General features: G+C 68.6%; 20 protein-coding genes and 1 tRNA gene. 13 read left to right on the top strand and 8 right to left on the bottom strand.

Going from position 1 to position 23,726, the window contains the following annotated elements; all coding sequences use genetic code 11:
• Positions 1 to 44: 44 nt before the first annotated feature.
• Positions 45 to 308 (bottom strand): hypothetical protein, encoded by a 264-nt coding sequence (locus KY661_RS06710; RefSeq protein ID WP_225409409.1) that lies wholly within the window; start codon positions 306 to 308, stop codon positions 45 to 47.
• A gap of 62 nt (positions 309 to 370) precedes the next feature.
• Positions 371 to 1,903, bottom strand: coding sequence for a histidine ammonia-lyase (hutH, locus tag KY661_RS06705; protein ID WP_225409408.1), 1,533 nt, complete (start codon positions 1,901 to 1,903; stop codon positions 371 to 373).
• 105 nt (positions 1,904 to 2,008) lie between these two features.
• Here hutH and KY661_RS06700 point away from each other — a divergent pair, with 105 nt between their 5' ends.
• The 4 genes from KY661_RS06700 (at position 2,009) to KY661_RS06685 (ending at position 6,885) form a co-directional block, all read left to right on the top strand.
• Positions 2,009 to 3,265 carry an aspartate kinase gene (locus KY661_RS06700; protein ID WP_225409407.1) on the top strand — a complete coding sequence of 419 codons (1,257 nt, stop codon included), beginning with the start codon at positions 2,009 to 2,011 and terminating at the stop codon, positions 3,263 to 3,265.
• A 2-nt stretch (positions 3,266 to 3,267) separates the two neighbouring features.
• Entirely contained in the window at positions 3,268 to 3,678 is a 411-nt protein-coding gene (locus KY661_RS06695) for a ComEA family DNA-binding protein (RefSeq protein WP_075008473.1), read from the top strand.
• Between the two features lie 9 nt (positions 3,679 to 3,687).
• The gene (locus tag KY661_RS06690) at positions 3,688 to 5,538 is read left to right on the top strand and encodes a zinc-ribbon domain-containing protein (RefSeq protein WP_225409406.1); all 1,851 of its coding nucleotides are present in this window, start codon (positions 3,688 to 3,690) and stop codon (positions 5,536 to 5,538) included.
• A gap of 165 nt (positions 5,539 to 5,703) precedes the next feature.
• Positions 5,704 to 6,885, top strand: a complete 1,182-nt coding sequence (locus tag KY661_RS06685) for a glycosyltransferase family 2 protein (protein ID WP_225409405.1) — start codon at positions 5,704 to 5,706, stop codon at positions 6,883 to 6,885.
• Here KY661_RS06685 and KY661_RS06680 read toward each other — a convergent pair whose 3' ends face one another.
• Complete coding sequence (locus KY661_RS06680) at positions 6,886 to 7,728, bottom strand: C40 family peptidase (RefSeq protein ID WP_225409404.1); 843 nt, start codon at positions 7,726 to 7,728, stop codon at positions 6,886 to 6,888.
• 129 nt (positions 7,729 to 7,857) lie between these two features.
• Here KY661_RS06680 and KY661_RS06675 point away from each other — a divergent pair, with 129 nt between their 5' ends.
• From KY661_RS06675 to KY661_RS06650, 6 genes are all read left to right on the top strand, one after another.
• On the top strand, positions 7,858 to 9,549 hold the full coding sequence (locus tag KY661_RS06675) for a HEAT repeat domain-containing protein (RefSeq protein WP_225409403.1): 1,692 nt from the start codon (positions 7,858 to 7,860) through the stop codon (positions 9,547 to 9,549).
• Positions 9,550 to 9,598: 49 nt separating this feature from the next.
• Positions 9,599 to 11,677 carry an ATP-dependent helicase gene (locus KY661_RS06670; protein ID WP_225409402.1) on the top strand — a complete coding sequence of 693 codons (2,079 nt, stop codon included), beginning with the start codon at positions 9,599 to 9,601 and terminating at the stop codon, positions 11,675 to 11,677.
• A gap of 88 nt (positions 11,678 to 11,765) precedes the next feature.
• The gene (locus tag KY661_RS06665) at positions 11,766 to 13,376 is read left to right on the top strand and encodes an Hsp70 family protein (protein ID WP_225409401.1); all 1,611 of its coding nucleotides are present in this window, start codon (positions 11,766 to 11,768) and stop codon (positions 13,374 to 13,376) included.
• Between the two features lie 9 nt (positions 13,377 to 13,385).
• Complete coding sequence (locus tag KY661_RS06660; RefSeq protein ID WP_075008466.1) at positions 13,386 to 13,811, top strand: SCP2 sterol-binding domain-containing protein; 426 nt, start codon at positions 13,386 to 13,388, stop codon at positions 13,809 to 13,811.
• Positions 13,812 to 13,830: 19 nt separating this feature from the next.
• Positions 13,831 to 14,109, top strand: a complete 279-nt coding sequence (locus KY661_RS06655) for a hypothetical protein (protein WP_075008465.1) — start codon at positions 13,831 to 13,833, stop codon at positions 14,107 to 14,109.
• Positions 14,110 to 14,206: 97 nt separating this feature from the next.
• Positions 14,207 to 14,278: transfer RNA gene (locus tag KY661_RS06650), tRNA-Val, on the top strand.
• Positions 14,279 to 14,360: 82 nt separating this feature from the next.
• Here KY661_RS06650 and KY661_RS06645 read toward each other — a convergent pair.
• Positions 14,361 to 15,575, bottom strand: a complete 1,215-nt coding sequence (locus KY661_RS06645; protein ID WP_225409400.1) for an RICIN domain-containing protein — start codon at positions 15,573 to 15,575, stop codon at positions 14,361 to 14,363.
• A 403-nt stretch (positions 15,576 to 15,978) separates the two neighbouring features.
• On the opposite strand from KY661_RS06645, the gene KY661_RS06640 reads away from it, so the two are divergent.
• The 3 genes from KY661_RS06640 (at position 15,979) to KY661_RS06630 (ending at position 19,288) form a co-directional block, all read left to right on the top strand.
• Complete coding sequence (locus KY661_RS06640) at positions 15,979 to 16,314, top strand: YacL family protein (protein WP_225409399.1); 336 nt, start codon at positions 15,979 to 15,981, stop codon at positions 16,312 to 16,314.
• A 93-nt stretch (positions 16,315 to 16,407) separates the two neighbouring features.
• Entirely contained in the window at positions 16,408 to 17,517 is a 1,110-nt protein-coding gene (locus KY661_RS37700; protein WP_398577149.1) for a carbohydrate-binding protein, read from the top strand.
• A 160-nt stretch (positions 17,518 to 17,677) separates the two neighbouring features.
• Positions 17,678 to 19,288 (top strand): Rieske 2Fe-2S domain-containing protein, encoded by a 1,611-nt coding sequence (locus KY661_RS06630; protein ID WP_225409398.1) that lies wholly within the window; start codon positions 17,678 to 17,680, stop codon positions 19,286 to 19,288.
• A 71-nt stretch (positions 19,289 to 19,359) separates the two neighbouring features.
• On the opposite strand, the gene KY661_RS06625 is transcribed toward KY661_RS06630, so the two are convergent.
• The 4 genes from KY661_RS06625 to KY661_RS06610 are packed head-to-tail and all read right to left on the bottom strand — an operon-like array spanning position 19,360 to position 23,469.
• Positions 19,360 to 20,007 carry a hypothetical protein gene (locus KY661_RS06625; RefSeq protein ID WP_225409397.1) on the bottom strand — a complete coding sequence of 216 codons (648 nt, stop codon included), beginning with the start codon at positions 20,005 to 20,007 and terminating at the stop codon, positions 19,360 to 19,362.
• Complete coding sequence (locus KY661_RS06620) at positions 20,004 to 21,116, bottom strand: hypothetical protein (RefSeq protein WP_225409396.1); 1,113 nt, start codon at positions 21,114 to 21,116, stop codon at positions 20,004 to 20,006. The genes KY661_RS06625 and KY661_RS06620 overlap by 4 nt, the downstream gene beginning before the upstream one ends.
• A 17-nt stretch (positions 21,117 to 21,133) precedes the next feature.
• On the bottom strand, positions 21,134 to 22,228 hold the full coding sequence (locus KY661_RS06615) for a coiled-coil domain-containing protein (RefSeq protein ID WP_225409395.1): 1,095 nt from the start codon (positions 22,226 to 22,228) through the stop codon (positions 21,134 to 21,136).
• Positions 22,225 to 23,469 (bottom strand): glycosyltransferase, encoded by a 1,245-nt coding sequence (locus KY661_RS06610; RefSeq protein ID WP_225409394.1) that lies wholly within the window; start codon positions 23,467 to 23,469, stop codon positions 22,225 to 22,227. Before KY661_RS06610 ends, KY661_RS06615 begins: the two co-directional genes overlap by 4 nt.
• Positions 23,470 to 23,726 lie beyond the last annotated feature (257 nt).

The raw sequence follows: 23,726 nt of genomic DNA, 5'->3' as shown, positions 1-23,726 counted from the left end.
CTTAAGCCAATATTACTTGTTTTCCAAGGAATGCGGTTCCGTTGTCAGCACTGGCTCAGGTAGGAGCCATCCCGCATGGCGTCACAGCTGGCCCTCTCGATGCACTCGGCCACCTGCTTGTCCGCCTCGGCCGCCTCGTCCGTGCACTCGATGTCCGGCTCCGCGTTGCCGTCACCATCGCTGTAGTCGATGCCGCACTCCTTGTACTTGTCCTCCCGGGCGCTGCCGGTTTTCTCGCACGCATCCGAGCACCCCGTTCCCAGCACCGCGATGACACCGAGCAGACCTGCGGCCACGAGCTTCTTCATAGGATGGAACCCCTTCGGTGGACCCAACGTCCTGCGTGGAGGTTCCATCCTAGTCACGCCCTTCAGGCGCGGCGGGTCGCCGCCCGCACAGCGTTCAACAGCTCACCCGAGTCGATGAGCGCGGTCACGGCGGAGATGTCCCGGTGCAGCTCCCGGTCCTTCTCCATGGTGGGGACCTTGCTCCGGATGAGCTCGTAGGCCGCCTGGGGGCCCTTGCCGGCCCGCGTGGGCTGGCGGTAGTCCAGCGCCTGCGCGGCCACCAGCAGCTCGATGGCGAGGCACGAGCGGGTGAAGTCCGCCACCTGCCGGCCCTTGAGCGCCGCCGTCATGCCCATGGAGACGTGGTCCTCGCGCCCCGCGGAGGAGGGGATGGAGTCCACCGAGGCGGGGTGGCTGAGCACGCGGGACTCGGCCACCAGCGCGGCGCTCGTCACCTGGGCGATCATGAAGCCCGAGTTGAGCCCCGAGTTCTTCGCCAGGAACGGCGGCAGCCCGGACAGCGACGGGTTGACGAGCTGCTCCACGCGGCGCTCGCTGATGGCCGACAGCTGCGTGAGCGCCATGGCCGCCACATCCAGCGCCAGGGACACCGGCTGGCCGTGGAAGTTGCCGCCCGAGACGATGCGCTCGGTCTCCACGAACACCAGCGGGTTGTCCGTGGCGCTGTTGACCTCCACCTCCAGGATGCGCCGGGCGAACGCCAGTCCCTCGCGCGCCGCGCCGTGGACCTGGGGCATGCAGCGCAGGCTGTAGGGGTCCTGCACCTTGCTGCAGTTCACGTGGCTCTCCACCAGCGCGCTGTCTACCAGCAGCTCGCGCAGGTGGGCCGCGCAGGCCTTCTGGCCCGCGTGGGCGCGCACATCCTGGATTTCCGGGATGAAGGGCTTGTGGCTGCCCAGCAGGCCCTCCAGGGTCATCGCCCCGGCGAGGTCCGCCAGCTCCGCCAGCATCTCGGCGCGCAGCTGGAGCAGGGTGCCCACCGCGCACATGGCCTGGGTGCCGTTGACGAGCGCCAGCCCCTCCTTGGCCTCCAGCACCACCGGCTCGAGCCCCGCGCGCTCCAGGGCCTGGGCGGCCGGCAGCCGCTCGCCCTGGTAGAACGCCTCGCCCTCGCCGATGAAGACCAGCGCCAGGTGCGCCAGCGGGGCCAGGTCCCCCGAGGCGCCCACGCTGCCGCGCTCGGGCACCACGGGCACCACGCCGCGGTTGAGCATCTCCAGCGCCAGCGCCAGCGTCTCCGGCCGGATGCCCGAGTAGCCCTTGGCCAGCACGTTGCAACGCAGCAGCAACAGGGCCCGGGCCTCGGGCAGGGGCAGCGGCGAGCCCACCCCGGCGGCGTGCGAGAGGATGAGGTTGCGCTGCAACTCGCGCAGATCCTTCTTGTCGATGCGGACCTCGGCCAGCGTCCCGAAGCCGGTGTTGATGCCGTAGGAGGGGGCATCGCCGGCGGCCACCCGGTCCACCAGCGCGCGCGAGGCCTTCACGCGCGCGGCGGCCTCGGGGGCCAGCTCCACGGTGACGGCGTGTTGGGCCACCTGGAGGATCTCCTCCAGCTTCAGGGTGTCTCCATCAATGAGTAAGCGGGGGCGGGACATAGGCACTCCAAGGATTCACGGTACTGATAGGCAACGACGGGCTTTGACACGCGGGGGATGCGCCCAATAGGGTCCGCGCGTCAAGCAGGAAGGGGCACAAGCGCCTTGGCACTCATCGTCCAGAAGTATGGTGGTACCTCGGTTGGCGACACCGAGCGCATCAAGAATGTGGCGAAGCGTTGCATCGCCGCCCAGAAAGCCGGGCATGACGTGGTGGTAGTGGTCTCCGCGATGTCCGGAGAGACCAACCGGCTGCTCAAGCTCGTGTCGCAGATCACCGACCGGCCCAACGAGCGCGAGCAGGATGTGGTGGTGGCCACCGGGGAGCAGGTCTCCATCGGGCTGGTGGCGCTGGCCATCCAGGCCCAGAAGCGCAAGGCGGTGAGCTTCCTGGGGCACCAGGTGCGCATCACCACCGACAGCACCTTCTCCAAGGCCCGCATCAAGAGCATCGACGCGGAGCGCATCGTCGATGCGCTGAAGAAGAAGAACATCGTCGTGGTGGCGGGCTTCCAGGGTCAGGACGAGCAAGGCAACGTCACCACGCTGGGCCGGGGAGGCTCGGACACCACGGCGGTGGCGCTGGCGGCCGCGCTCAAGGCGGATGCCTGCGAGATTTACACGGACGTGGACGGCGTCTACACCACCGACCCCAACATGGTCCCCGCGGCGCGCAAGCTCGAGCGCATCTCCTACGAGGAGATGCTGGAGCTGGCCAGCGTGGGCGCCAAGGTGCTGCAGATCCGTTCGGTCGAGTTCGCGATGAAGTACAAGGTGCCGCTCTGGGTGAAGTCCTCGTTCACGGACGATCCCGGCACGCTGGTGTGTGAGGAGGACGCTGCGATGGAAGACGTGCTGGTCAGTGGGATCGCCTACGACAAGAACGAGGCGAAGATCGCCATCCGGGGCGTGCCGGACGTTCCGGGCGTGGCGGCGAAGATCTTCGGGGCGCTCGACGAGCAGAGCATCGTCGTGGACCTCATCGTCCAGAACGTCTCCAAGGATGGCCGCACGGACGTCACCTTCACCGTGGGCAAGGCGGACCTCACCAAGGCCAAGGACGTGGTGAAGAAGATCGCCAAGGCCGTGAAGGCCGAGGGCGTGGAGACCGATGACCAGGTCTCCAAGGTGTCCATCGTCGGCGTGGGCATGCGCAACCACTCGGGCGTGGCGGCGAAGATGTTCACGGTGCTCGCGGGCGCCGGCGTCAACGTGCAGATGATCTCCACCTCGGAGATCAAGGTCTCCTGCGTCATCCACTCGAACTACACGGAGCTGGCGGTGCGCGCGCTGCACACCGCGTTCGGCCTGGACAAGCAGGAGGCGGCGCAGGAGTCCGAGGTCGTCTCCCTCAAGAGGTGAGTGTGAACCGCACGGGCTCGCTCGCCGCCGCCACGTTGGGGTTGCTGGTGCTGGGCGGCCTGGCGCGGTGGCAGTGGCCAGGCGCCTCGCCCGCGCTGGACTGTGAGCCCGCCGCCGTCCGCATGGCCGGGGGCGTGGCCCGGTGTGGCGAGGGCGCCGTCCCCACGGGGGCCCAGGCGGTGGCGCTGGGCCTGAAGCTGGATCTCAACACCGCCTCGGAGGCGGAGCTGGCCCAGCTGTCGGGGGTTGGACGTTCCCTGGCGCGCAAGCTGGTGGAGGCGCGCGAGGCCCAGGGCCGCTTCACGAGCTGGGACGAGGTGGACGCCGTCTCGGGCGTGGGTCCTGGCAAGCTGGAGACCCTCCGGGCAACCACGGAGCTACGAGAGCCGCCACCCTCGGGAGGTGTGTGGTAAGCACGCAGGGTGCAGATCGCATGCCCTCAATGCTCGATGCGGTATGACCTCGACCCGCGGTTGTTGCCGCCCACCGGGGCATCGGTGCAGTGCACGCGTTGCAGCTTTGTCTTCACGGCGACCCCGTCGGGCCAGGTCCTGCTCCCGGGCCAGCCGGCCAGCCCCGCCGCGCCCAAGGCCACGGGAGGTGTCCCCCCGTCGGTGCTCAACAGCACCTTGCTCTTTGGCGCTCCTCCCGCGAAGCCCGTGGCCCCTGCGAGCCCGGCCCCTCCCGAGGACGTGACGCCGGTGTACGGCACCTCCGTCCAGGCAGGCGCCGAGGAAGGGGAGAAGACGCCCGCCTTTGGGACGGCGCACCCGCCGCAGGCCGCCGCCGCTGCTCTGAACAAGACGCAGACTTTCGGCGGGCCCCCGGCACGCCCCACTACCGAGACGACCCAGGCGTTTGGCGCGGCCTCCATTCCCCGGACGCCGCCTTCCCCCAGCACGACCCAGGCGTTTGGCGCGGCCTCCATTCCTCGGACGCCGCCCTCTCCCAGCACGACCCAGGTGTTTGGCGCGGCCTCCATTCCCCAGGCCCCTTCGCCCAGCACGACCCAGGCGTTTGGTGCGGCGTCCATTCCCCAGGCGCCTTCCCCCCGGGCGACCCAGGCCTTTGGCGTGGCGCAGATCCGGTCCGCGGAGAAGGCGGCTGGCACGGCCAGTGGCGTCAAAGAGGCAGACAAGGTCCTTCCTCCGGGGCTGCGTGAAAAGAAGTCCACGGCCGATGTGCCCTGGAGCACGCCGGAAGGGAGCGGGGAGCTTCGGCCCTCGCTGCCTCCGGAGCCCGCGGGCTCCTGGGGAGGTCCTCCCGCCCCGCCCCCGCAGCACCGGAGCGCGGCGTTGGAGCTTCCTCCCGAGCTGCTCGTCCCGAGCCGGCCGGTGGGAGGGGGCGCGCCCCGGGAGGCCGTGGACTCAGGCGGCGGGCGGGAGCGGCTCCTGATTGCCGTGGCCGCCGCGGTGGTGCTGGGCCTGACGGCCTGGCTGACCTATCCAGCCTGGCGCAACCGGGCGTCCGAGCTGCCTTCCGAAGCCGTCAGCATCAAGGACGAGGCGGTGCTCCTGCTGCGGCGCGATGATCCGGCCTCGCTCTCCCAGGCCACCGAGCGGCTGCGCGAGCTGGTGGGCCGCTATCCGAAATACACGGAGGCCCAGGCGGAGATGGTGGCCGTGCTCGCCTTGCGCCTGGACGATGCGAAGGCCGAGCTGGAGTGGCTCGGAAACGAGGAGACGCGGCTGCGCCAGGTCCTCTTCGCCATGGAGAAGGAGAAGTCCCGGCCGGACTGGAGCAGCCGGGTCAACGCACAGCGGGGGGAGCTGGACGGGCTGCGCAAGCAGCGGGCGCCGCTGGAGGCCTCCGTGGTGCAGTTGACCCAGCAGTTGGATGCGGCCTTCGCCGTCATCCGGAAGGCGCCCGAGACGGAGCCTGCCTCCGATGTGCTGGCACGGTTGAAGGCGCAGGCGCTCCAGGGCGGTGTGATGGGCACCCCCCTGGGCCTGTCGATGGCCGAGCGGTTTCGCAAGGTGGAGAACCCGCCGCACTGGAGCGCCGTGGCGATCGCCGAGCATGGCCTGAATGCCCGCGTGCCGCTGGAGGCGCTGGCGAAGGCGTCGGACGAGCTGACGCGGGTGCGGGGCCGGGACAGCACCTTCCTGCGCGTCTATGTCCTGGAGGCGCGAATCTCCTTGAGGGAGGGAGACCCCTCGGCGGCAAGGGCCCTGCTCGATTCCGTGGTGGCGCTCAACCCGAACCACACGCTTGCTCGCAAGCTCCGGGGTTGGGCGGCCTCGGCCCAGGAAACCGCCGCCCCGGCGCCCTGACGCGGTTTCAGCCTCCCGGCACCCGGGGCTGGAAGAAGTTCAGAGTCACACGCCGTCTCAGCGCGTGAGAGAGGACTTCTCCGAGCGGCCCCAGCGCCTGGGGCTCGGCACATCCCTTGCTACCTCCGGGTCGGGTTCAAGAACCCAGCTCATGGAGGCAAGGTGATGGCGGAAGGTCTTTTCTGGTGTGCCGCCCTGCTGCTTTTGCACACATATTTTTTCTACCCGCTCATCCTGTGCGCCATGGATGGGATGGCCCAGGTCTTTCAATCCATCCGCTTCATGCGGACAGGCTCCAACCGGCGCCGGGAGCGGTCCACGGGGCCGCAGCCGTCGGTGAGCCTGGTGGTGGCGGCCTACAACGAGGCCAGCTGCATTCAGCAGAAGCTGCAGAACAGCTTCGCGCTGAAGTACCCGGAGGACCGGTTCGAGGTGCTGATCGGCTCGGACGGCTCCTCGGACGGCACGGATGAGCTGGTCCGTCAGTTCACGGATCCGCGCGTGCGGCTGTCGCCCGCGCCCCGCGCCGGCAAGACGACGGTGCTCAACCGCTGCATCCCCATGGCCAAGGGGGACATCATCGTCCTGTCGGACGCCAACACGATGATCGAGCCGGGCGCCATCGAGGCGCTGGTGCGCCACTTCGACGACCCGGAGGTGGGCGCCGTCTGCGGCAAGCTGCGGCTCTACAACCCGACGAAGCAGGACTACGAGGAGAGCGCCTACTGGAACTATGAGTCGTTCATCAAGTTCTACGAGGGCAAGCGCGGGTCGGTGGTGGGGGCCAACGGCGGGCTGTACGCCATCCGCCGGACGCTCTTCACGCAGCTTCCGCCGTCCACCATCGTGGACGACTTCGTCATCCCGCTGCGCATCCTGGAGAACGGCTACAAGGTCGTCTACGAGGCCGGAGCGGTGGCCCACGAGGAGACGACGGAGGACTACGGCAAGGAGTTCGGCCGCCGGGCGCGCATCGCGGCCGGGAACTTCCAGAGCCTGAAGATGGTGCCGGGGCTGCTGCTGCCCACCGCGGGCTTCCCGGCGTTCGCCTTCTGGTCGCACAAGCTCTTGCGCTGGTGCGCGCCGGCGCTGATGGCGGTGGCGCTGCTGGCGAACCTCTTCCTGATGGACAGCCTCTTCTACCAGTTCACGCTCTTCTTCCAGGCGCTGTTCTACGCGCTGGCGTACCTGGGCAAGGCCGGGGTGCTGACGGGCACGGGCAGGCGCATCGCCTCGGTGGCGTACTACTTCGTGACGATGAACCTGGCCATCGTGGTGGGCTTCTGGCGGTTCCTGCGCAACGCGCAGAAGGCCGCCTGGGATCGCACCGCGCGCGCCTCGTCCTGATTACCGGCTGGCCACGGCCACCGGCGCGGGAGCAGGCAGCACGGTGGCGTAGGCGGCGAAGAGCTGTCCGGTGAGGGCAAAGGGCCTCCCGGAGCTGGGAGCCCGCAGCGTGTCGTTGATGACCTGGCCGCTGCGGGCGTCTTTGGCGGCGTTCGGGCGGGCCAGGTTCATGCGGTAGCGGACCACGCCCCGCTGGACGCGGTGGATGACGGTGACGGTGCCATCGGCCGCCACCTTGTCCACCACCCCCACATGGGTGAGCCCGTCATTGCGCCGCCCATCGCGGTTTTGATCGTACGTCTCCCGGAAGAAGACGATGTCCCCGGGGGTGGGCATGCCGCGGGTGTACACCCGGCCCTGGGCCTGGGCGTACCGGTAGATCGCGGTGACGCCGTTGTCCCCCGGCTTCGAATTGCCCCGGAACGAGATGCCCGCCGAGGCGTAGGCGGCCTCGACGAGGCCGGTGCAGTCGGCCGGGAAGGAGCGGCCCTTCGCCGTCACCTTCGACTGGCCCACCAGGCTCCGGGCCGTGGCGAGCACCGTCTCCCGCGCCGAGGCGGACACGCGGGGGCTGGCGGAGGCGGCCTTCTTCTTCGCGGCGGTCCGGGCCACGCGGGGGGCGGGCTTGGGGGTGGAAGCAGGGGCGCGCGGGGACTCCACCGCGGGCGCCTGGGCCAGGGCGGGCTCCGAAGGCTCCACCTCGTCGGGAATGTCGCGGGGTGCTGCGGAGGGGGTGAGGGGGCGGTAGCGCAGGCCCTCGAAGGCCATCTGGCCGCCGAGCGGGCCGCCCGTGGCACACCCCGTCATCCACAGCATGCCCGCCACCAGCGAGATGAGCCTCATGGGACCTCCCAGCGAATCCAGGGCCCATGGTCAGGGGGGGAGGCATTGTCGTCAAAAAACCTACCCAGGCAACCGTCCGTCAGTGCTCAGGTTTTCCCTCGCCGGGCGGGTGGGATAAGGGTGGGGGCGATGGCCAAGCTCTTGCCCCTGGTGGTCCTGCTGCTGCTCACAAGCTGTGCGTCCGGAGCCTATCAGCGGGCCAAGGAGGCCGACACGGTGGAGGCCTACCGGGCCTTTCTCCGGGAGCATCCGAAGGACACGCTCTCTGAGGCGGTGCAGGTGCGCATCGAGGAGCTGGAGTTCGCCGAGGCGCGGAAGCTGCACACGGTGGTGGCCTACAAGCGCTTCCTGGAGGCTTACCCCGAGGCGGCGCAGGCCCGGGCGGCGGGCACGCTGCTGGAGGGGCTGCGCTTCAACGCCGCGAAGGAGACGAACACGGTGGCGGGGTGGCGGCAGTTCCTGGCGGACCACCCGGAGGGCGCCCAGCGGGACGAGGCGAAGCGGCTGCTGGGCGAGGCGGAGCGCGCGGAGCTGGCCTCGACCCAGGACACGCGGCAGCTCTCGTCCTTTCTGAAGGGCGCGGAAGGGGATCCCCGGCGGCTGGAGGTCGAGGACCGGCTGGATGCGCAGGCCTTCGCCCAGGCACGGGCCTCGGGGGCATCGAAGCTCTTCGCGTACCTGAGGGAGTTCCCGGCGGGCAGCCACCGGGAGCAGGCGAAGGTGGCGCTGCTGCGCCTGGAGCTGGAAGGGCTGCTCGTGTCGGGGCTCCTGGAAGAGGTGGAGGCGCGGTTGAAGACGAACCCGCTGGCGCCCCAGCTGCCGGACTGGCCCCAGCGGATGGCCCGGGCGCGGGCCGAGCGCGAGGCGCGTGAGTCCCGGGAGCCGCTGGCCCAGGCGGTCCAGGCCGGGTACTACCTCCGGGAGCTGGGAGACCTCGAACGGGCGCTGGGCGCGCCGGATCCGCTGGACCGGTGGGAGGCGGCGGAGGAGCTGGGGCAGCACGTCTCGGTGCGGGCCCTGGAGCCACTGTTGACGGCCTTCCGGACCGCGCGCAACCCGCTCATCCGCCTGCGGGCGCTGGAGAGCCTTCAGAGCGTGCTCCGGGCCCTGCCCCGGGAGGTCGCCGAGTACGAGGTGGCCTCGCGGCTGGAGGGCCTGCGCGAGCGCGCGAGCAGCGCGGAGGTGTACCTCACCATCGCGGCGCTGCTGGACTTGACGGGGCAGCTCGAGCAGGCGGCCACCGAGTACCAGCGGGCCTTCGACGCGGGGGCGCCGGATCCGGTGGTGCTGCGGCGCTGGGTGCAGCTCCGCCAGGAGCGGCGCCAGGCCTTCTCGGCGGCGGTGGCGGCGCGGCAGCTCTCGCTGTGGGCGCTCGGGGCGGCGCGCGAGGAGGTGGTGTCCCCCGAAGGGGGCATTCCCCTGGCCTCGGCCCGGCAGCTCTGCGCGGCGGCGGAGAACGCGCGGTTCGCCGCGGGCGTCATCGCCCAGGTCCGCCAGACGGCGACGGAGTTCCCCGAGGACGTGGAGGGCTTCGGCCTGCTGGCGGCGGACGCGGTGCGGCTGTCGGAGGCCCGGCTGGCGGACGCGGAGCTGCTGCTGCGTGAGCGCAACCCCCACGCCCGGCTGTGCCGGGACCGGCAGGTGCGCGAGCGCCTGGACAGCGCGGTGAAGGAGCGCACGGCGGCGCTGGAGGCGGTGGGCACGAAGCTGCCGAAGCTGGCCCACCAGCTGCTGGCCGTGGTGAAGGAGCGGGATCCGGTGCCGGAGGTGCGCGCCGCGGCCGCCGCCCGCCTGGCTGCCCTGGAGCGCCCGGGGCACTGAACGGATTGTCCCTGCCGGCGGCCGGGGGGACGGTTAGAGTTCCAGGCCCATGGCCACCCGCACCTACACGCTCAAGGTCACCCAGGCCAAGCCCCGCCTGAAGATCGACTACGCGGCGCTCCTCAACGAGGAGCAGCTCCGGGCGGTCGAGGCGGGGGACGGGCCGGTGCTGGTCATCGCCGGGGCGGGCACGGGCAAGACGCGCACGTTGACATTCCGGGTGGCGCGGCTGCTGGAGCGCGGGGTGCCGCCCGAGGGCATCCTGCTGCTCACCTTCACCAACAAGGCGGCCCGGGAGATGACCCGGCGGGTGGAGGAGCTGGCCGGAGGCTTCGTGGACGTGCGCCGGATCCTGGGCGGCACCTTCCACCATGCGGCCCACGCCCTGCTGCGCCAGTTCGCCCCCTCGCTGGGGTTCGCGCCGTCTTTCACGGTCCTGGACCGGGAGGATGCGAGAGATCTCATGGCCTCGTGCGTCGCCGAGCGGAAGGTGTCCCGCGAGCGGCGCTTCCCGCGCGCCGAGGTGGTGCTGGACCTGGTCTCCACGGCCATCAACCTGCAGAAGTCCCTGGCGGAGGTGCTGGTGGACCGTCGGCCGCAGTTCCTGCCCCTGGCGGAGGAGGTGCTGGCGGTGGGGCAGCGCTTCCAGCAGCGCAAGCAGCAGATGAACCTGATGGACTTCGATGACCTGCTGCTGCACCTCAAGCGGCTGCTGGCCGAGCACCCCCCGGTGCGCACCCAGCTCACCGAGCGGTTCCAGTGCGTGCTGGTGGACGAGTACCAGGACACCAACCGCCTCCAGGGAGACCTGGTGGATCTGCTCGTGGGCGAGCGCAAGAACCTGACGGTGGTGGGGGACGACTGCCAGTCCATCTACAGCTTCCGGGGCGCGGACTTCACCAACATCATCGACTTCCCGCAGCGCTACCCCGGGTGTGGGGTGTACCCGCTCACGCGCAACTACCGCTCCACGCCGCAGATCCTCACGCTGGCCAACGCCTCCATCACCCTCAACCAGCGCCAGTTCCACAAGCAGCTCACCGCCTCGCGGCAGCCCGGGGTGCCGCCGGTGGTGGTGCCCACCCGGGACACGGACGAGCAGGCCACCTTCGTCGCCCAGCGCGTCCTGGAGCTGCGGGAGGAGGGGCTGCCGCTGGAGGAGATGGCGGTGCTCTACCGGGCGCACAGCCACTCCCTGGAGCTCCAGATTGAACTGACCCGGCGGGGCATCCCCTTCCGGGTGCGCTCGGGGGTGCGCTTCTTCGAGCAGGCCCACATCAAGGATGTGCTCGCCCACCTGCGGCTGGTCCACAACCCAGGAGACGAGCTGGCCTTCAAACGCGTGGTGAAGCTCGTCTCCGGGGTGGGGCAGGCCACGGCGGAGGCCCTGTGGACCGCGCTGAGCGCGGTGCCCTCGGCGCCTTCATTCAAGGATGCGCTGAGCCACCCGGACGTGCGCGCCCAGGTGCCCCGGCGGGCCTCGGCGGGGTTCACCCGCTTCACGGCGCTGATGATCCGGCTCACCCGGGAGGACGCGGCCCGGACGCCGGGCCAGCTCATCGAGGACGTGCTGCGGGGGGGCTACGGAGAGTACCTCCGGGACGAGTTCGGGGCCGACGGCCGCCGGGAGGAGGACATCCGCCAGCTGGCGGAGTACGCCGGGCGCTTCGAGGAGCTGCCCCGGTTCCTGTCGGAGATCGCCCTGGTGTCCGAGTTCGCCGCCGAGGACACCGTGGAGACGGAAGCGCCGGACGAGTTCCTCACGCTGTCCACGGTCCACCAGGCCAAGGGGCTGGAGTGGGGGGCGGTGTTCGTCATCTGGCTGGCCGAGGGGCGCTTCCCCATGGTGAATGCCACCCGGGACGCGGAGGAAGAGGAGGAGGAGCGGCGCCTCTTCTACGTGGCGGTGACCCGGGCCAAGGACGAGCTGGCGCTGACCTACCCGCTGACCACCAACCCCCAGGACGGCACGCGCATCATCGTCCGGCAGTCCCGCTTCATTGAGGAGCTCCCGGTGGGGGACGAGGCCCCCTACGACCGGCTCATCCTGGAGGAGCTGGAGACCCCGGAGCTCCCTCGCCTGGAGGGAGGGAAGGCCCCCAAGCCGGGCCCGGACGCCCTGGACTAGCAGGACAGCACAGAAACGCGCAGAACGTACCCCGGCATGATACAGAGTAGGACGGGCGGGGAGCTTCCGGGGCCGGCCCTGAAAACCCATGGCGGACAAACCACGCATCGTCGGGATTGACCTGGGGACGACCAACACGTTGGTCGCGTCTGTGCGCAACCGCATCCCGAAGATCGTCCCCACCGATCGCGGCAACCTCATCCTGCCGTCGGTGGTGGCGCTGTCGCCCAAGGGGGATCTGCTGGTGGGAGGGGTGGCCAAGGATCAGATGGTCACCAACTCCAAGAACACGCTCTACGGCACCAAGCGCCTCATCGGGCGCAAGTACCACTCCAAGGTGGTCGAGGAGCTCAAGGGCTACTTCAACTACGACATCGTCGAGGGCCCGGAGGGGGACGCGGCGGTGATGCTCGGCGGGACGATGTACTCCCTGCCGCACGTGTCCAGCCTGATCCTCAAGCAGATCAAGACCATCGCCGAGCAGTTCCTCGGCGGGCCCATCACCGAGGCGGTCATCTCGGTCCCGGCCTACTACAACAACAACCAGCGCAACGCGGTGAAGGAAGCGGGGCTGCTGGCGGGCTTCGACGTCAAGCGCATCGTCAGCGAGCCCACCGCGGCGGCCATGGCCTACGGCTTCAACCGGGGCCTGGACCAGAAGATCCTCGTCTATGACCTGGGCGGGGGCACCTTCGACGTCTCCGTGCTGCAGCTCACCGGCAACGTCTTCGAGGTGCTGGCCACCGGGGGGGATACCTTCCTGGGCGGCGCGGACTTCGACAACCGGGTGATGGACTACCTGCTGGAGCAGTTCCGCGAGCAGACCAAGGTGGACCTCTCGCAGGACCCGGTGGCCCTGCCGCGCATCAAGAACGCCGCCGAGAGCGCGAAGATCGATCTCACCCTGCGCCTCAACGTCCTCATCGAGCTGCCCTACATCGGCGAGCGCAAGGGCAGGCCCCTGGACCTGCGCATTCCCCTGACCCGCGAGGTGCTCAACGCCCTCACGGGAGACCTGGTGGACCGCACCTTCGAGATCTGCGACCGGGTGCTGGAAGAGAAGGGCATCAAGCGCTCGGAGATCGACGAGATCATCCTGGTGGGTGGCCAGAGCCGCATGCCGCTCGTGCAGCAGAAGATCCAGGAGCACTTCGGCAAGCCGCCGCGCAAGGGGGTTCACCCGGACGAGTGCGTGGCGCTGGGCGCCGCGCTGCTGGGCGACTCGCTGGGCAGCATCGACTCGGTGACGCTGATGGACGTGCTGTCCATGCCCATCGGCTACGGGCTGCCGGACGGGCGGGTGAAGCACATCATCGAGAAGAACCTGCAACTGCCCCTGACGCGCAGCTTCCGCCTGCCGTCCCCGATGGATCCCAGCTCGCCCTTCATCGAGCTGGACATCTTCCAGGGTGACAGCGACTACATGGTGGACAACGAGTACCTGGGGACGGTGCGGGTCCCCGCGGCCTCGGCGGGGCGGAAGATCGACTTCAAGCTGACGGGGGAGTGCCTCCTGCAGGTGCTGGTGGACGATGGAACCTCCAGCAACGAGGTGGCCCTGGCGACCCGGGACACGCCCGAAGCATTGAAGAAGGCCATCGAGGAGGCCCTGTCGCGCGAGGTGCCTCCCGAGAATGAGCCGAAGAAGGCCAGCGGGGGGCTCCTGTCGAGCCTCACCCGGGTCTTCCGCAGGCGTTAAGAGGGCGAGATGCCGAGATTCCCGTCGAAGGAATGGTGTGAGGAAGCGGTGCGCCTCACCAACGCGGACCCCGAGGCCGCCCAGGCCGGGCAGGGGTGGCAGGGGGACTTTGGGGCCGTGGTGGACGCCGAGCCGGGGAAGCTGGACCGGACGTTCGTGGCCTACCTCGTACCCAAGGACGGCCGCATCGTGAAGCTGCGGATCCTGGAGGATCCGGACGACCTGGAGGAGTTCGACCCCGCCTATGTGGCGCGGGCGCCCTTCTCGGTGTGGAAGCAATTGCTGCAGGGCACCCTGGATCCGGTGGAGGCGGTGCTCCGGCGCCGCATCGCCGTGAAGGGGGATCTCCAGCCGCTCATCGAGCGGATGCGGTTCAAGGGCATCGCGGACCGCGTGTTCGCGCAGCTCCAGACCGAGTACGCGGACGAGCGGTGAAGGAAGGGACGGCACCTCGATGGGAATCGGCAGTGACCTGAAGAAGCGGGCCCTGGGGCTCTCCGCCAAAGCGGTGGAGAGGCTCATGGCGGACGAGAAGCGCGCCATGCAGATCGCCGAAGCCATCGGCAAGGTGCAGCGGGGCAAGCAGGCCCTCGACAAGGGGCACGAGGAGCTGATGCGGACGCTCCACGTCGCCACCCCCGGGGACTTCAAGACCGTGGGCAAGCGCCTTGCGGGCCTCAAGCGCCGCCTCCGGGAGCTGGACGAGAAGCTGGACGAGCTCGCCCAGAAGTGACCCCCGGCGGGGGAACGATTCGAAAGAGGGAGGCGAGAAATAGCGTTGACAGTCGGGGGGGGCGGATGGCATTTACCCCCCCGTCGCAACGCGGCACGGGCGTATAGCTCAGCGGTAGAGCACTGCCTTCACACGGCAGGGGTCGCAGGTTCAAACCCTGCTGCGCCCACTTCAAGAGGCCGGACCTCGCGGGGGAAACCCAGCGGAGTCCGGCCTCTTCTTTTTCGCCGAAGAGGCCGGTGGGAGGCGCCTTAGCAGCGGCTGTTGCCGACGGCGGTGCCGCCCAGCATCTGCAGGAAGCGGTTGTAGTTGTTGACGCGGCTGTCGACCTGGGCCGGGTTACGGCCATCGCACTCCAGCGCCCCGTTGATGGAGCGGATGGTCTGCCCGAAGCCCGCGTTGTTGATGATGGCGTTGTGGGCGGGCATGGAGCCGGCGCCCGACTGGGTCATCCAGAACCACAGGCCCGTGCGCCAGGCGATGGTGGCGTTCTGGGCCACCAGGTCCGGGTTGTTCTTCAGGTCCACGCCCAGGTAGTTACCGGCCGCGCAGTAGTTGCCGTTCCACGACAGCTGGATGGGGCCCCGGCCGTAGTACATCTTGCCCGGCGCGCAGCCGCAGCCGGCAGGGCCCCAGCTGGTGTCGCACATGACGCTCTTGTTGATCTCCTCGATGTAGACCAGGTTGCCGGTCTCGTGGGCGATGTTGGCCAGGAAGGCGGCCACCTCACGCTTGCGGATGCCGAGGTCGCTCGAGGTGGCGAACTCCGGGAAGGTGTTGGCCGCGTCCACCAGCGCCCGGTAGGTGTAGAAGCCGTTGCGGCTGGGGAACATGGAGTTGAAGGTGCCCTCGCTCAGGACCGAGGCGATTCCGTTGCCCGTGGGGGGAGGCGTCGTGCCGCCGCCGCTCACCTTATCGAGGGTGAAGAGCTGGTTGTCGTAGGTGCTGTAGGGGTACTGCACGTAGACCGTCCCGTTGTCCGCCGAGCCCCAGTACAGATCGATGGCCATGTCCGTGTGGCGCAGGTGGATGGTGAACCGGTCGCCGCCCCGGTTCACGAACCGGAACTGCTGGTTGGCCCCACCGACGTAGGACCACTGGTGAATCTCGGCGTTCTGATCGTAGCTCACGCCCTTGACGTCGAGCCCCTTGCCGCTGTTGACGTTGATGATCTTCCAGTACCCATCCGACGTGGGCGAGATGGTGAACTTCTGGGCGTTGGTCCCATTGCAGTCCCACTGCTGGACCTTCGTCCCATCCGCGGTGCCGGACGCGGCGATGTCCATACACTTGCCGGTCCGCGCGGAGCGGATGACATAGTCACCTTCGGTGATGCTGGTGACGTTGGCCTCGCCCTGGACCTGTCCGAGGTCCTCCGCGGTCTCCAACGGCTCGGTGGCGCAGCCACTCAGTCCACCCACGACACCCAGCAATGACAAACAACGGACCAGCTTCGTACGCAGCATGATGTGCTCCTTGGGGGTGATGAAACGAAAGGGATTCGACGTCGCGTCCGATGAACGCGCTGCCGGACCGGACCCGAAGCATCCGGCGTGCCAAACCAGATACATCCCGGACAGACCTGTTTTCAAGGCTTTAGTAGCTTGGCGGGCCAAATCCCCTGGTGACAACGTTTCGCCCCTGGTGACAGCCGTCACCAGGCAGGGCGGGGTTCACGGGGCCCCCCGCGCAGGACGAGCGTTCTCCAGGTGACGGAACCACTGCCTGCCGAGTCCCAGTGCCCGGTACCCATCATTCCGCCGGGCGGTTGTATCCGATGGTCGGCAAACGCGGGGGCCCCTCCCTGGTGGGCAAAGTGGCTGGGCCGCGGCTCCGTGAGACACTCCCGCGTCCGGGAGGAGGGGCGGCATGATGCAGAAGCTGCGGTTTACCTGGGATCAGCGCGGGGATGCGACAGTACTGGCGGAGCCACCACATGACGTGCTGGCTGGGTACCTGTCGGAAGAACTGCAAACGAACGCACCGGTCTGCAGGCGCGTGCTCGATACCATCCAGGCCCTGAGGGTGGGCCGGCGTTCCTCCTGGGACACCGAGGGCCAGGCGTGGAGCGTGAGCCTCAACCGGGCCCGTGCGGCCATCGTGAGCGAGTACGCGGTTCCGGGCCGCTCGCTGGATCTGACACTGGAAGAGTTCGAAGAGGCCGTGGGCTCGTGGCTCCGCTTCATCGAACTCTCGCGCGCGTGAGCATCTCCGCGCGCGCGGTGTTACAACCATAGAAATCACAGAAATGTGAGTCCAGAACGCCTCCCGGCTGGGATTCAGCGGTTGGCTCGATGAATGGCCTTTCCCCTTCTGAGGGGACACATGGCCCATCGGGCGGCCGGGCCCTTCCTGGAATGGCCGTGGCTTCGGTCATGGCGAAGGAGACTTATCCTTCTTGGGCAGCAAGACGGCGCCGGCCCCGCTGCAATCGATAAGGAGCGCGTCTTGAATAAAATTCCATGTATCGCGATTGTTTCATGCCTGGTGATTCTTCTCAATGGGGGATGTGGTGGCGTGGAGGATCCGGATCCAGAGTCCCCTACGTCGAGCGTGCCTGTTCCCTCCCTTGGGACGATACCTGGGGTGTCCGCGCCCGAAGTGGAATCTACGGAGCCCCCGCCCGCCCCGGCAGAGGAGAAGGACGTCTTCGGCGTAACAATGCTTTACCCCTCCAAAGAGGGGGGGGAGTCCTGGTTCATGGGGGCGGAGCCCACCAAGGACGCGCGCTTTGATCCCCAGAGCAAGATTACCCTGAACACCGATGGCTCCTGGAAGATGAAATCCAACCAGGTCCGGATGTCTGTCTTCACTTCCGCGAGCCTCAAGGCCTTCCAGATTCCCACCTACGACCGGGAGGTGCTGGCGGAGCAGGGCTACATGCAATCGCCCAGCGACTGGAAGAACGTGGAGATGACGGGTTACGTCAAGCTCAACGCGGTCTCGGACGCCACGGACAACTTCGACTGGTACGCCCGCGGCGGCCGGCACTCGGACTCGGTGCCGTGCGAGGGCTCCTCCTACAAGGGCGCGCTGCACTACGACGGGCGCGTCCGCTGGCAGAAGGAGACATGGCACGTCAGCTACGAGCAGGCGCCCTACATCGACGCGGTGGCCCCGCTCAAGGGCCGCTGGGTGGGCCTGAAGGCCATCATCCGCAACGTCGAGGTGGAGGGCGCCCCGGCCGTGCGGCTGGAGCTGTGGGTGGATGACACGGCCGACAAGGTCTCGTGGAAGAAGGTCTACGACATGGTGGACGCCGGGGACTGGGGTGGGGATGCCTCCGAGTGCGATGGCCTCGAGGACGCCATGCCCATCACCTGGGGCGGTCCCATCGCCGTCTTCCGGTGGGACAACGCCAAGGATGTGGATTTCAAATGGATGAGTGTCCGGGAAATCCAGCCTTGATGGTTTTTAATGAACTTCGGGTTCCGACCCCAGGACACATGCCCGTGCGCTCGTAAGATTGCAGTCTTGCTAGCGCCGCAGGGCAGCCTGCGAGTTGTCACCGGCACTGGGGCAAGCTGCGCACGGCAGCTTGCGGTGCCCGTGTGGGGGGAACAGGTTCATGCGGATCACGTTTATCGGCCATGCTGGCTTTGTCGTTGAAACGTCCAGCGCCGTGGTGGTGATGGATCCCTGGCTGTCACCCAGGGGCGCATTCGATTCTGCGTGGATGCAGTTGCCCAGGAACCATCACCTCGCGCCGCAAGTGCGCGAGCTGCTGGAGTCATCACCCAAGCAGCGGTACCTGTACATCAGCCATGAGCACCAGGATCACTTCGATCCCGAGTTCCTCGAGACGTTGACGAAGCGGGACTTCTCGGTGCTCATTCCGAAGTTCCAGCGGTCCGCGCTGCGCGACACGCTCCAGGCGTACGGCTGCAAGCGGATCATCTCCTGCCGGGACGGGCAGGAGATCCCCGTGCCGGGAGGCGGCTACATCAAGCTGTTCCTCACGGAGTCCGGGACGAACCGGGACTCGGGGGTGTTGGTGAGGGGAGACGGACAATCCTTTCTCAACCTCAACGACTGCAAGATTCACGACCGGCTGGCGCGAATCGTGGAGTCCGAGGGCTCCATCGACTTCTTCTCCGCCCAGTTCTCGGGCGCCATCTGGCACCCCACCTGCTACGAGTACTCGCGCGAGGTGTACGAGGAGATCTCGCTCAAGAAGCGCGCCAGCAAGTTCGAGGCGGTGGCGCGGGCCATCCAGACGGTCAACCCCCGGGCCTTCCTGGCCGCGGCGGGCCCCGCCTGCTTCCTGGACCCCGCGCTGTTTCACCTGAACCTGGAGAAGGTGAACATCTTCCCCCGGGCCCCCGAGCTGTTCGCCTTCCTGAAGGAACGCTTGCCCCAGGTCTCGACGCGGTACCTCGAGCCCATGCCTGGCGACGTGCTGGAGGGGACGAGCCTGGAGTGGGTTCACCAGTCGCCCGAGCGCCTCACGGACGAGAACCTGCCGGACTACCTGCACGCCTATGCCTCGGACATGGCGCACCTGTTCCGGGAGCGGCGCCGCAACATCCTCCGGGCCGAGGCGGAGGTGATTCACGGGCAGCTGCAGATGGAGCTGCGGCGCAAGCTGGACCGCCTGGAACTGCACGGACGGGTGGGGATGCCTCTGTACATGGGCCTGAACGAGCTGCCCGGACAATGGCTGCGGGTGGACTTCCGGCTGCGGCGCGTGGACATCGTTCCGGAAATCAAGGAGCGCAGCCGGTACACGATGAGGGTGGCGGCCCCGGACATCTCGCGTGTGCTGGAGCGGAAGCTGACCTGGGAGGAGCTGTTGCTCTCGTTCCGGCACCGGATGAGCCGCACGCCGGATGTCTACGATCCCATCCTCCATGCCTTCCTGGGCCTGGAGATCGAGGACGTGGGGGAGTTCTGCCAGGACTTGCTCGCCGCGGAGGCGCGGCGCGAGCGCACCGTGGTGACGGCCGGGGGGAAGCGCTACGCCATCCAGCGGTTCTGCCCGCACCAGGGTGCGGACCTGACCGAAGCCTGGGTCGAGGGGGGACGGTACCTCCTGTGCCCGCGGCACCGGTGGCAGTTCGATTTGCAGGACGGGGGCCAGTGCTCGGCCAACGGCCTGTCCATCGAGGCCAAGTGCCTGCCGGACGCGGAGCGTGAGCGGCGGCAGCAGCCGGTCCGGGAGGCCCAGACCCAGCTCTGAGGGCCCGCGAGGGCCGTGGCGTCTCATGGCGCGCCACGGCCCTGCCCCAGGCTGTCGCCCCGGCGTGACGGCTAACGCTGCTGGGTGAGCAGCTCCAGCTCGAAGCGGCCGTTGTCCGTCCGCAGCCCCACGGGCCCCTCGAAGTCGAGCGCCTCGGGGGGCAGGGTGCCTTCCCACGCCAGGACGCCATCCACCTGGACGCGCAAGGCCGGGCCCTCCCATTCAGCGTAGAGCGTGTGTGAAGCGCCTGGGACGAGCTCGGGCACAGGGACTTCTCTTTGGGCCCGGACCCGCGTGTACCCCCGGTTTCCGCACTCGGCGCTCGTATGGTTTTGGGGGTTGGACTTCACCGAGACGTGGAGCCCAGCCTTGGGGCTCAGCCGCCACATGACGTAGACCACGTTGCATCCATCCTGGGCCCGCAGCTTCAGCCCGAGCTGCTGGCGGGACTCGCCGGAGGCGAGCGCTTTCTGCACCCGGGTGGGCCCCAGGTACGTGAAGCGCAGCTCGGCCGCGGTTGCATCATCCAGGCCGGGGACCACGGCGCGGACCTTGGACACCTCGACGGCCAGCCTGCCATCGGCCGCCTCGCTCAAGGCCCCTTGGGTCACGTGCAACTGATGCAGGGCCGTGCGCGTGAGCGGGGGCCTCTCGCGCGTGCATGCAGGGTGCGAAGGGGCGAGCAAGGCGAGCGCCAGGAGCAGCGGGTTTCGTCTCATGGGGCGGTGTTTCCGAGCAGGGCCCTGAGGGCCTCCAGGTGGGCCTGCAGCCAGGCCTGCTCGGCGCGCAGCCGCGCCACCTCCAGCACGAGGTAGTCGCGGAAGCGGCGCACCTTCACCGTCTCCAGGGCCTGGACTTCCCGGAGCTGGCCTTCCAGGTCGCTGGCCAGCACGGACACCTCGCGCAGCCGTGTCTCCTCGAGCCGCTGGGTGGTGCGCAGGTCCTGGAGCATCCGCTCTACCCGCTGGGGAAAGCCTTCCACCTCCTCGGCCGAGGCCCGCTGGCGGGCGCTGCGAGCGCGGGCGTTGGCCTGGGCTTGCCACCCCCCGCCAAGGTTGTAGGAGACGGTCAGCACCCCGAAGAGGGGCACGTCCTGCCGCACGTCGATCAGCTCGTCGTAGCCGCCCCGGAGGCGGATGTCCCAGGCCGCGGCCCGGCGCAGCGTGCCGGTGAGCCGCTCGACCTCATCGTCCGCCGCATGCAGCTCCTGGAGCAGGGCGGGGAGGGGCTGGCCCGAGGCCGGTGGCAGGTGGGCCAGGCGCTCCTGCTCACGGGCGGTGTCGTGGGCCAGGGCACGGAGTTGTTCCAGCCGGAGCTGCAGCCCGTTGAGTTCTTCCACGGTGGCCCGTCCCTCACGGAGATCCGCCCGCAGCGATTCGAGCAACCGGGCGCCTTCGGGGAGGGCGGCCTCGAGCACCGACAGGCGCGCCGCCAGGGCGGGGGCGGCGCCGAGGTCCGGCCCGGCCTGGAACACGCGCTGGAGCGCGGAGAAGGCCTTGTAGCGGAGGCACTCGGCCTCCGCGCGGCGGCGCAGGGTGACGCCCCGGTAGGCGCTCACGACGTTGTAGCTCAGGCCCGCGGTCAGCCGAAGGGTCTGGGTGCCGAGGGGCGTGTCGCCGGAGGCATCCCCCGCGTTCACCACGCCGGCGCTGCCGAAGACCTCGGGCGCGAGCAGCACTGCGGACTCGGCGGCCGCCACGCTTCGCGTGAACTCGCACCAGGCGGGCGGGCCTGGGGTGCCTTCCGGAACGGAGGGGCGCGGCTGCGCGCTCGCCAGCTGCAGGGCGGCGAAGCAGGGCAGGACCCCCCATGCGATGGATCTCTTCATGCCTGCCTCCTTGAGCACTACAGCAGCAGCGGGGGGTGGCCCAGGTGGAGCAGCTCTTCCTGGGCGGAGAAACCATCCTGCAGGTGGACTTCCACCATCACCCCGCGCACGAAGTGCTGCCGGATGGGGTGTTTCACCGACACTTCACCTTCCTGGGTCTGGCCGACCACCCCCACCTGATGGCACCACACCAGCTTCGCCCTGCACGCATAGAGCGGGGTGCCTGGCGGGGACGCATCCAGGTTGCCATAGGGGACGAAGGCCACGGTCAGGTTGCCCTCGAAGGCGCGCAGGTAGGGGGAGTCGCGGAGGGTCTTGAGCAGCTGGTCATACCGGGCCACGGCTTCGTCGAGCCCCTGCAGATCCTCTTTCAGGGCGGAGCGGGTGTTCTCCGCGCGCGCCTGCTCCAGCAGCGACCGGGTGTACTCGCGCTCCAGCAGCAGGGCCGCGGTGGTCACCTGCGGGCTCCGGGAAGGCCCCCGTGCCTGGACGCTGTCGAAGCCGAGCAGCTCGCGTTGCAGGCCTTCCAGCCGGTTCTCCAGGTCCACGGCGTGCTCGGCCAGGGTGAGCTGGCTCTGGGCCATCTGCGCGAGCTGGTGGTTGGAGGTGAGGTAGGCCTCCTGGTCGAGCATGCGGGCGCCGTGAAGGGTCTGGGTCCGGACGCGCGCCATGCCCGAGAAAGCCCGGGCGGATTCGGAGATCTCTCCCTGGGCGTGTTCGTACTGGCGCCGCAGGGTGGAAAAACGCTGGAGGGCCTGAGCGCGCGCTGCGCGCTCGCCCTTCAGGGCCTCCTGGAAGCGCTCCTGAAACGCTTGCTCGGCAAGAAGGGTCCGCTCGGCGTTCGCGAGCCGGGCCTGGACATCGCGCCGGTCCGCCATCAGCTGAGAGCGGGCGGCGGCCTGCTGGGCGATCTGCGAGTTGAGCTGGAGAATCTCCGGGTCCGTGGGGGCGATGACGGTGGGGACGACCCAGCCCTCGCTGACGAGGAAGAACGCCTGCATGCCCAGGTACGTGATGAAGCTCAGGAGGATGACCACCAGCAGGCAGGTTCCCAGGGCCTTGTAGGCGCTGACGGCCAGCGCGTTCACTTTGTTGGCGACCTGCTGGTTCATGAGAGGCCCCCTGCGGTCTGAGTGGGCAGCAGGGCGGTATCAGGCGGTGCCGGTGTGTCCGCGTTCGTGGACGGCGCGCCCCGCGTTTCCCAGCTGCCCGAATCCAGCGTCAACAGCGCCAGCGGCGTGAAGAGGGCGTAGGTGACGGGCATCAACAGGGCCATGGGCAGGAAGCTCAGGCCCGGGACGCGCCGGTCCTCCGGCAGGTGGCGCGTCTCCCAGCGGTAGATGAAGCCCATGAGCCCCACCACGAGCACGTGTATGGCCAGGATGTCCCAGAACTCCCCGGTCAACACGTTGTGGACGATGACGACGGGGTAGGCGAGCAGCAGCCCGAGCTGCGAGACATAGTGGACCGCCACCACGGGGTGCAGCCGCCAGGCGTGGCTGAGCCCGCCCAGCATGTCCACCAGGTTGGAGCGGCGCCAGCGCAGCTGCTGCGCGAAGTACCCCGGCAGGTGGGTGGGGGCGGCGGTGAAGCAGACCGCGTCCGTGGTGTAGAGGGTCTCATAGCCCGCCTTGATGATCTGCCGGGTGAGGAAGCGGTCCTCTCCGTACTTGATGGCGACCCCGGCGATGGCCCGCGCCTCCAGGATGGGCTCGAGCTCCTCCAGCACATGGCGGCGATAGGCCGTCAGACACCCGGACAGACACATCACCGAGCGGAATCCCCGCTCCAGGTCCTTGAGCCACTCCTGGGCGAAGTGGAACTTGATCTCGACCATCCGCGTGAGCCAGGTCTGGTGGCGGTTCGTCACATAGGTCCTCCCGCCCACCGCGGCGATCCGAGGGTGGAGAAACCGCCGGACGAGCTGCCGCACGGCGCCCCGGTCCACGATGACGTCCGAGTCCACCGAGACGACGATCTCCGAGCGGGTGGCGCGCACCCCCCGGTTGATGCCCTTGCGCTTGCCCATGTTCTCCGGGTTGCGCATCACCAGGACATTGGGGTGTTTCTCGGCGGCCTTCAGGGCCCAGGCATGGCTGTCGTCCTTGGAGCAATCATCGACCACGACAATCGACAGCTTGTCAGGGGGGTAGTCCTGTAACAGCAGGCTGTGGATGGCGTGGTAGATGCCTTCGCCTTCATTGAAGAGGGGAATGATGATGGCCACCGTGGGCTCGTAGTCATCATTCGTGGCATCGAACTGATCCCTCCGGACCCGCCGCATCAAGGGACCCAGGATGTACCGGTTCATCAACACCACGAGGAACAGGATTTGAATGGGAAATAGCTCCATCACCACTCCTGGAAGGGAAGGGAGCAGGCTGTCCCCAGGTTGCTAACCGCGCAAAACCTTGAACTCCAGAGGCCCAAGGGCAACCTGGCTGGAAGGGCGTGGGTGTGCTTGTCATTGAACGCTTCGGAGCGTGGCCCGGTGTCCTCTTCTTCGCAATGCCAGGCACCCCAGGGAGGGTTGGCAGGGGAGCCCAGGCACTTAGGTTACGGCCCTGGGATATAAGGGAGAGCCCCATGGGAGTAATGGGCGTCAGGGCT

It is taken from the genome of Allostigmatella hybrida (assembly GCF_020103775.1).
GTDB classification, from domain to species: Bacteria; Myxococcota; Myxococcia; order Myxococcales; family Myxococcaceae; genus Hyalangium; species Hyalangium aurantiaca.
The sequence above is the reverse complement of the archived record's forward strand: the minus strand, read 5'-3'. Positions and strand labels throughout refer to the sequence as shown.

Excerpts from the sequence above, each read along its gene's own strand:
- KY661_RS06615 (WP_225409395.1), bottom strand. The coding sequence starts at position 22,228 with ATGAACCAGCAGGTCGCCAACAAAGTGAACGCGCTGGCCGTCAGCGCC.
- KY661_RS06660 (WP_075008466.1), top strand. The coding sequence starts at position 13,386 with ATGCCGAGATTCCCGTCGAAGGAATGGTGTGAGGAAGCGGTGCGCCTC.
- KY661_RS06670 (WP_225409402.1), top strand. The coding sequence starts at position 9,599 with ATGGCCACCCGCACCTACACGCTCAAGGTCACCCAGGCCAAGCCCCGC.
- KY661_RS06655 (WP_075008465.1), top strand. The coding sequence starts at position 13,831 with ATGGGAATCGGCAGTGACCTGAAGAAGCGGGCCCTGGGGCTCTCCGCC.
- KY661_RS06710 (WP_225409409.1), bottom strand. The coding sequence starts at position 308 with ATGAAGAAGCTCGTGGCCGCAGGTCTGCTCGGTGTCATCGCGGTGCTG.
- KY661_RS06620 (WP_225409396.1), bottom strand. The coding sequence starts at position 21,116 with ATGAAGAGATCCATCGCATGGGGGGTCCTGCCCTGCTTCGCCGCCCTG.
- KY661_RS06665 (WP_225409401.1), top strand. The coding sequence starts at position 11,766 with ATGGCGGACAAACCACGCATCGTCGGGATTGACCTGGGGACGACCAAC.
- KY661_RS06630 (WP_225409398.1), top strand. The coding sequence starts at position 17,678 with ATGCGGATCACGTTTATCGGCCATGCTGGCTTTGTCGTTGAAACGTCC.
- KY661_RS37700 (WP_398577149.1), top strand. The coding sequence starts at position 16,408 with ATGGCCTTTCCCCTTCTGAGGGGACACATGGCCCATCGGGCGGCCGGG.
- KY661_RS06675 (WP_225409403.1), top strand. The coding sequence starts at position 7,858 with ATGGCCAAGCTCTTGCCCCTGGTGGTCCTGCTGCTGCTCACAAGCTGT.
- KY661_RS06645 (WP_225409400.1), bottom strand. The coding sequence starts at position 15,575 with ATGCTGCGTACGAAGCTGGTCCGTTGTTTGTCATTGCTGGGTGTCGTG.
- KY661_RS06625 (WP_225409397.1), bottom strand. The coding sequence starts at position 20,007 with ATGAGACGAAACCCGCTGCTCCTGGCGCTCGCCTTGCTCGCCCCTTCG.
- hutH (WP_225409408.1), bottom strand. The coding sequence starts at position 1,903 with ATGTCCCGCCCCCGCTTACTCATTGATGGAGACACCCTGAAGCTGGAG.
- KY661_RS06610 (WP_225409394.1), bottom strand. The coding sequence starts at position 23,469 with ATGGAGCTATTTCCCATTCAAATCCTGTTCCTCGTGGTGTTGATGAAC.
- KY661_RS06685 (WP_225409405.1), top strand. The coding sequence starts at position 5,704 with ATGGCGGAAGGTCTTTTCTGGTGTGCCGCCCTGCTGCTTTTGCACACA.
- KY661_RS06680 (WP_225409404.1), bottom strand. The coding sequence starts at position 7,728 with ATGAGGCTCATCTCGCTGGTGGCGGGCATGCTGTGGATGACGGGGTGT.
- KY661_RS06640 (WP_225409399.1), top strand. The coding sequence starts at position 15,979 with ATGATGCAGAAGCTGCGGTTTACCTGGGATCAGCGCGGGGATGCGACA.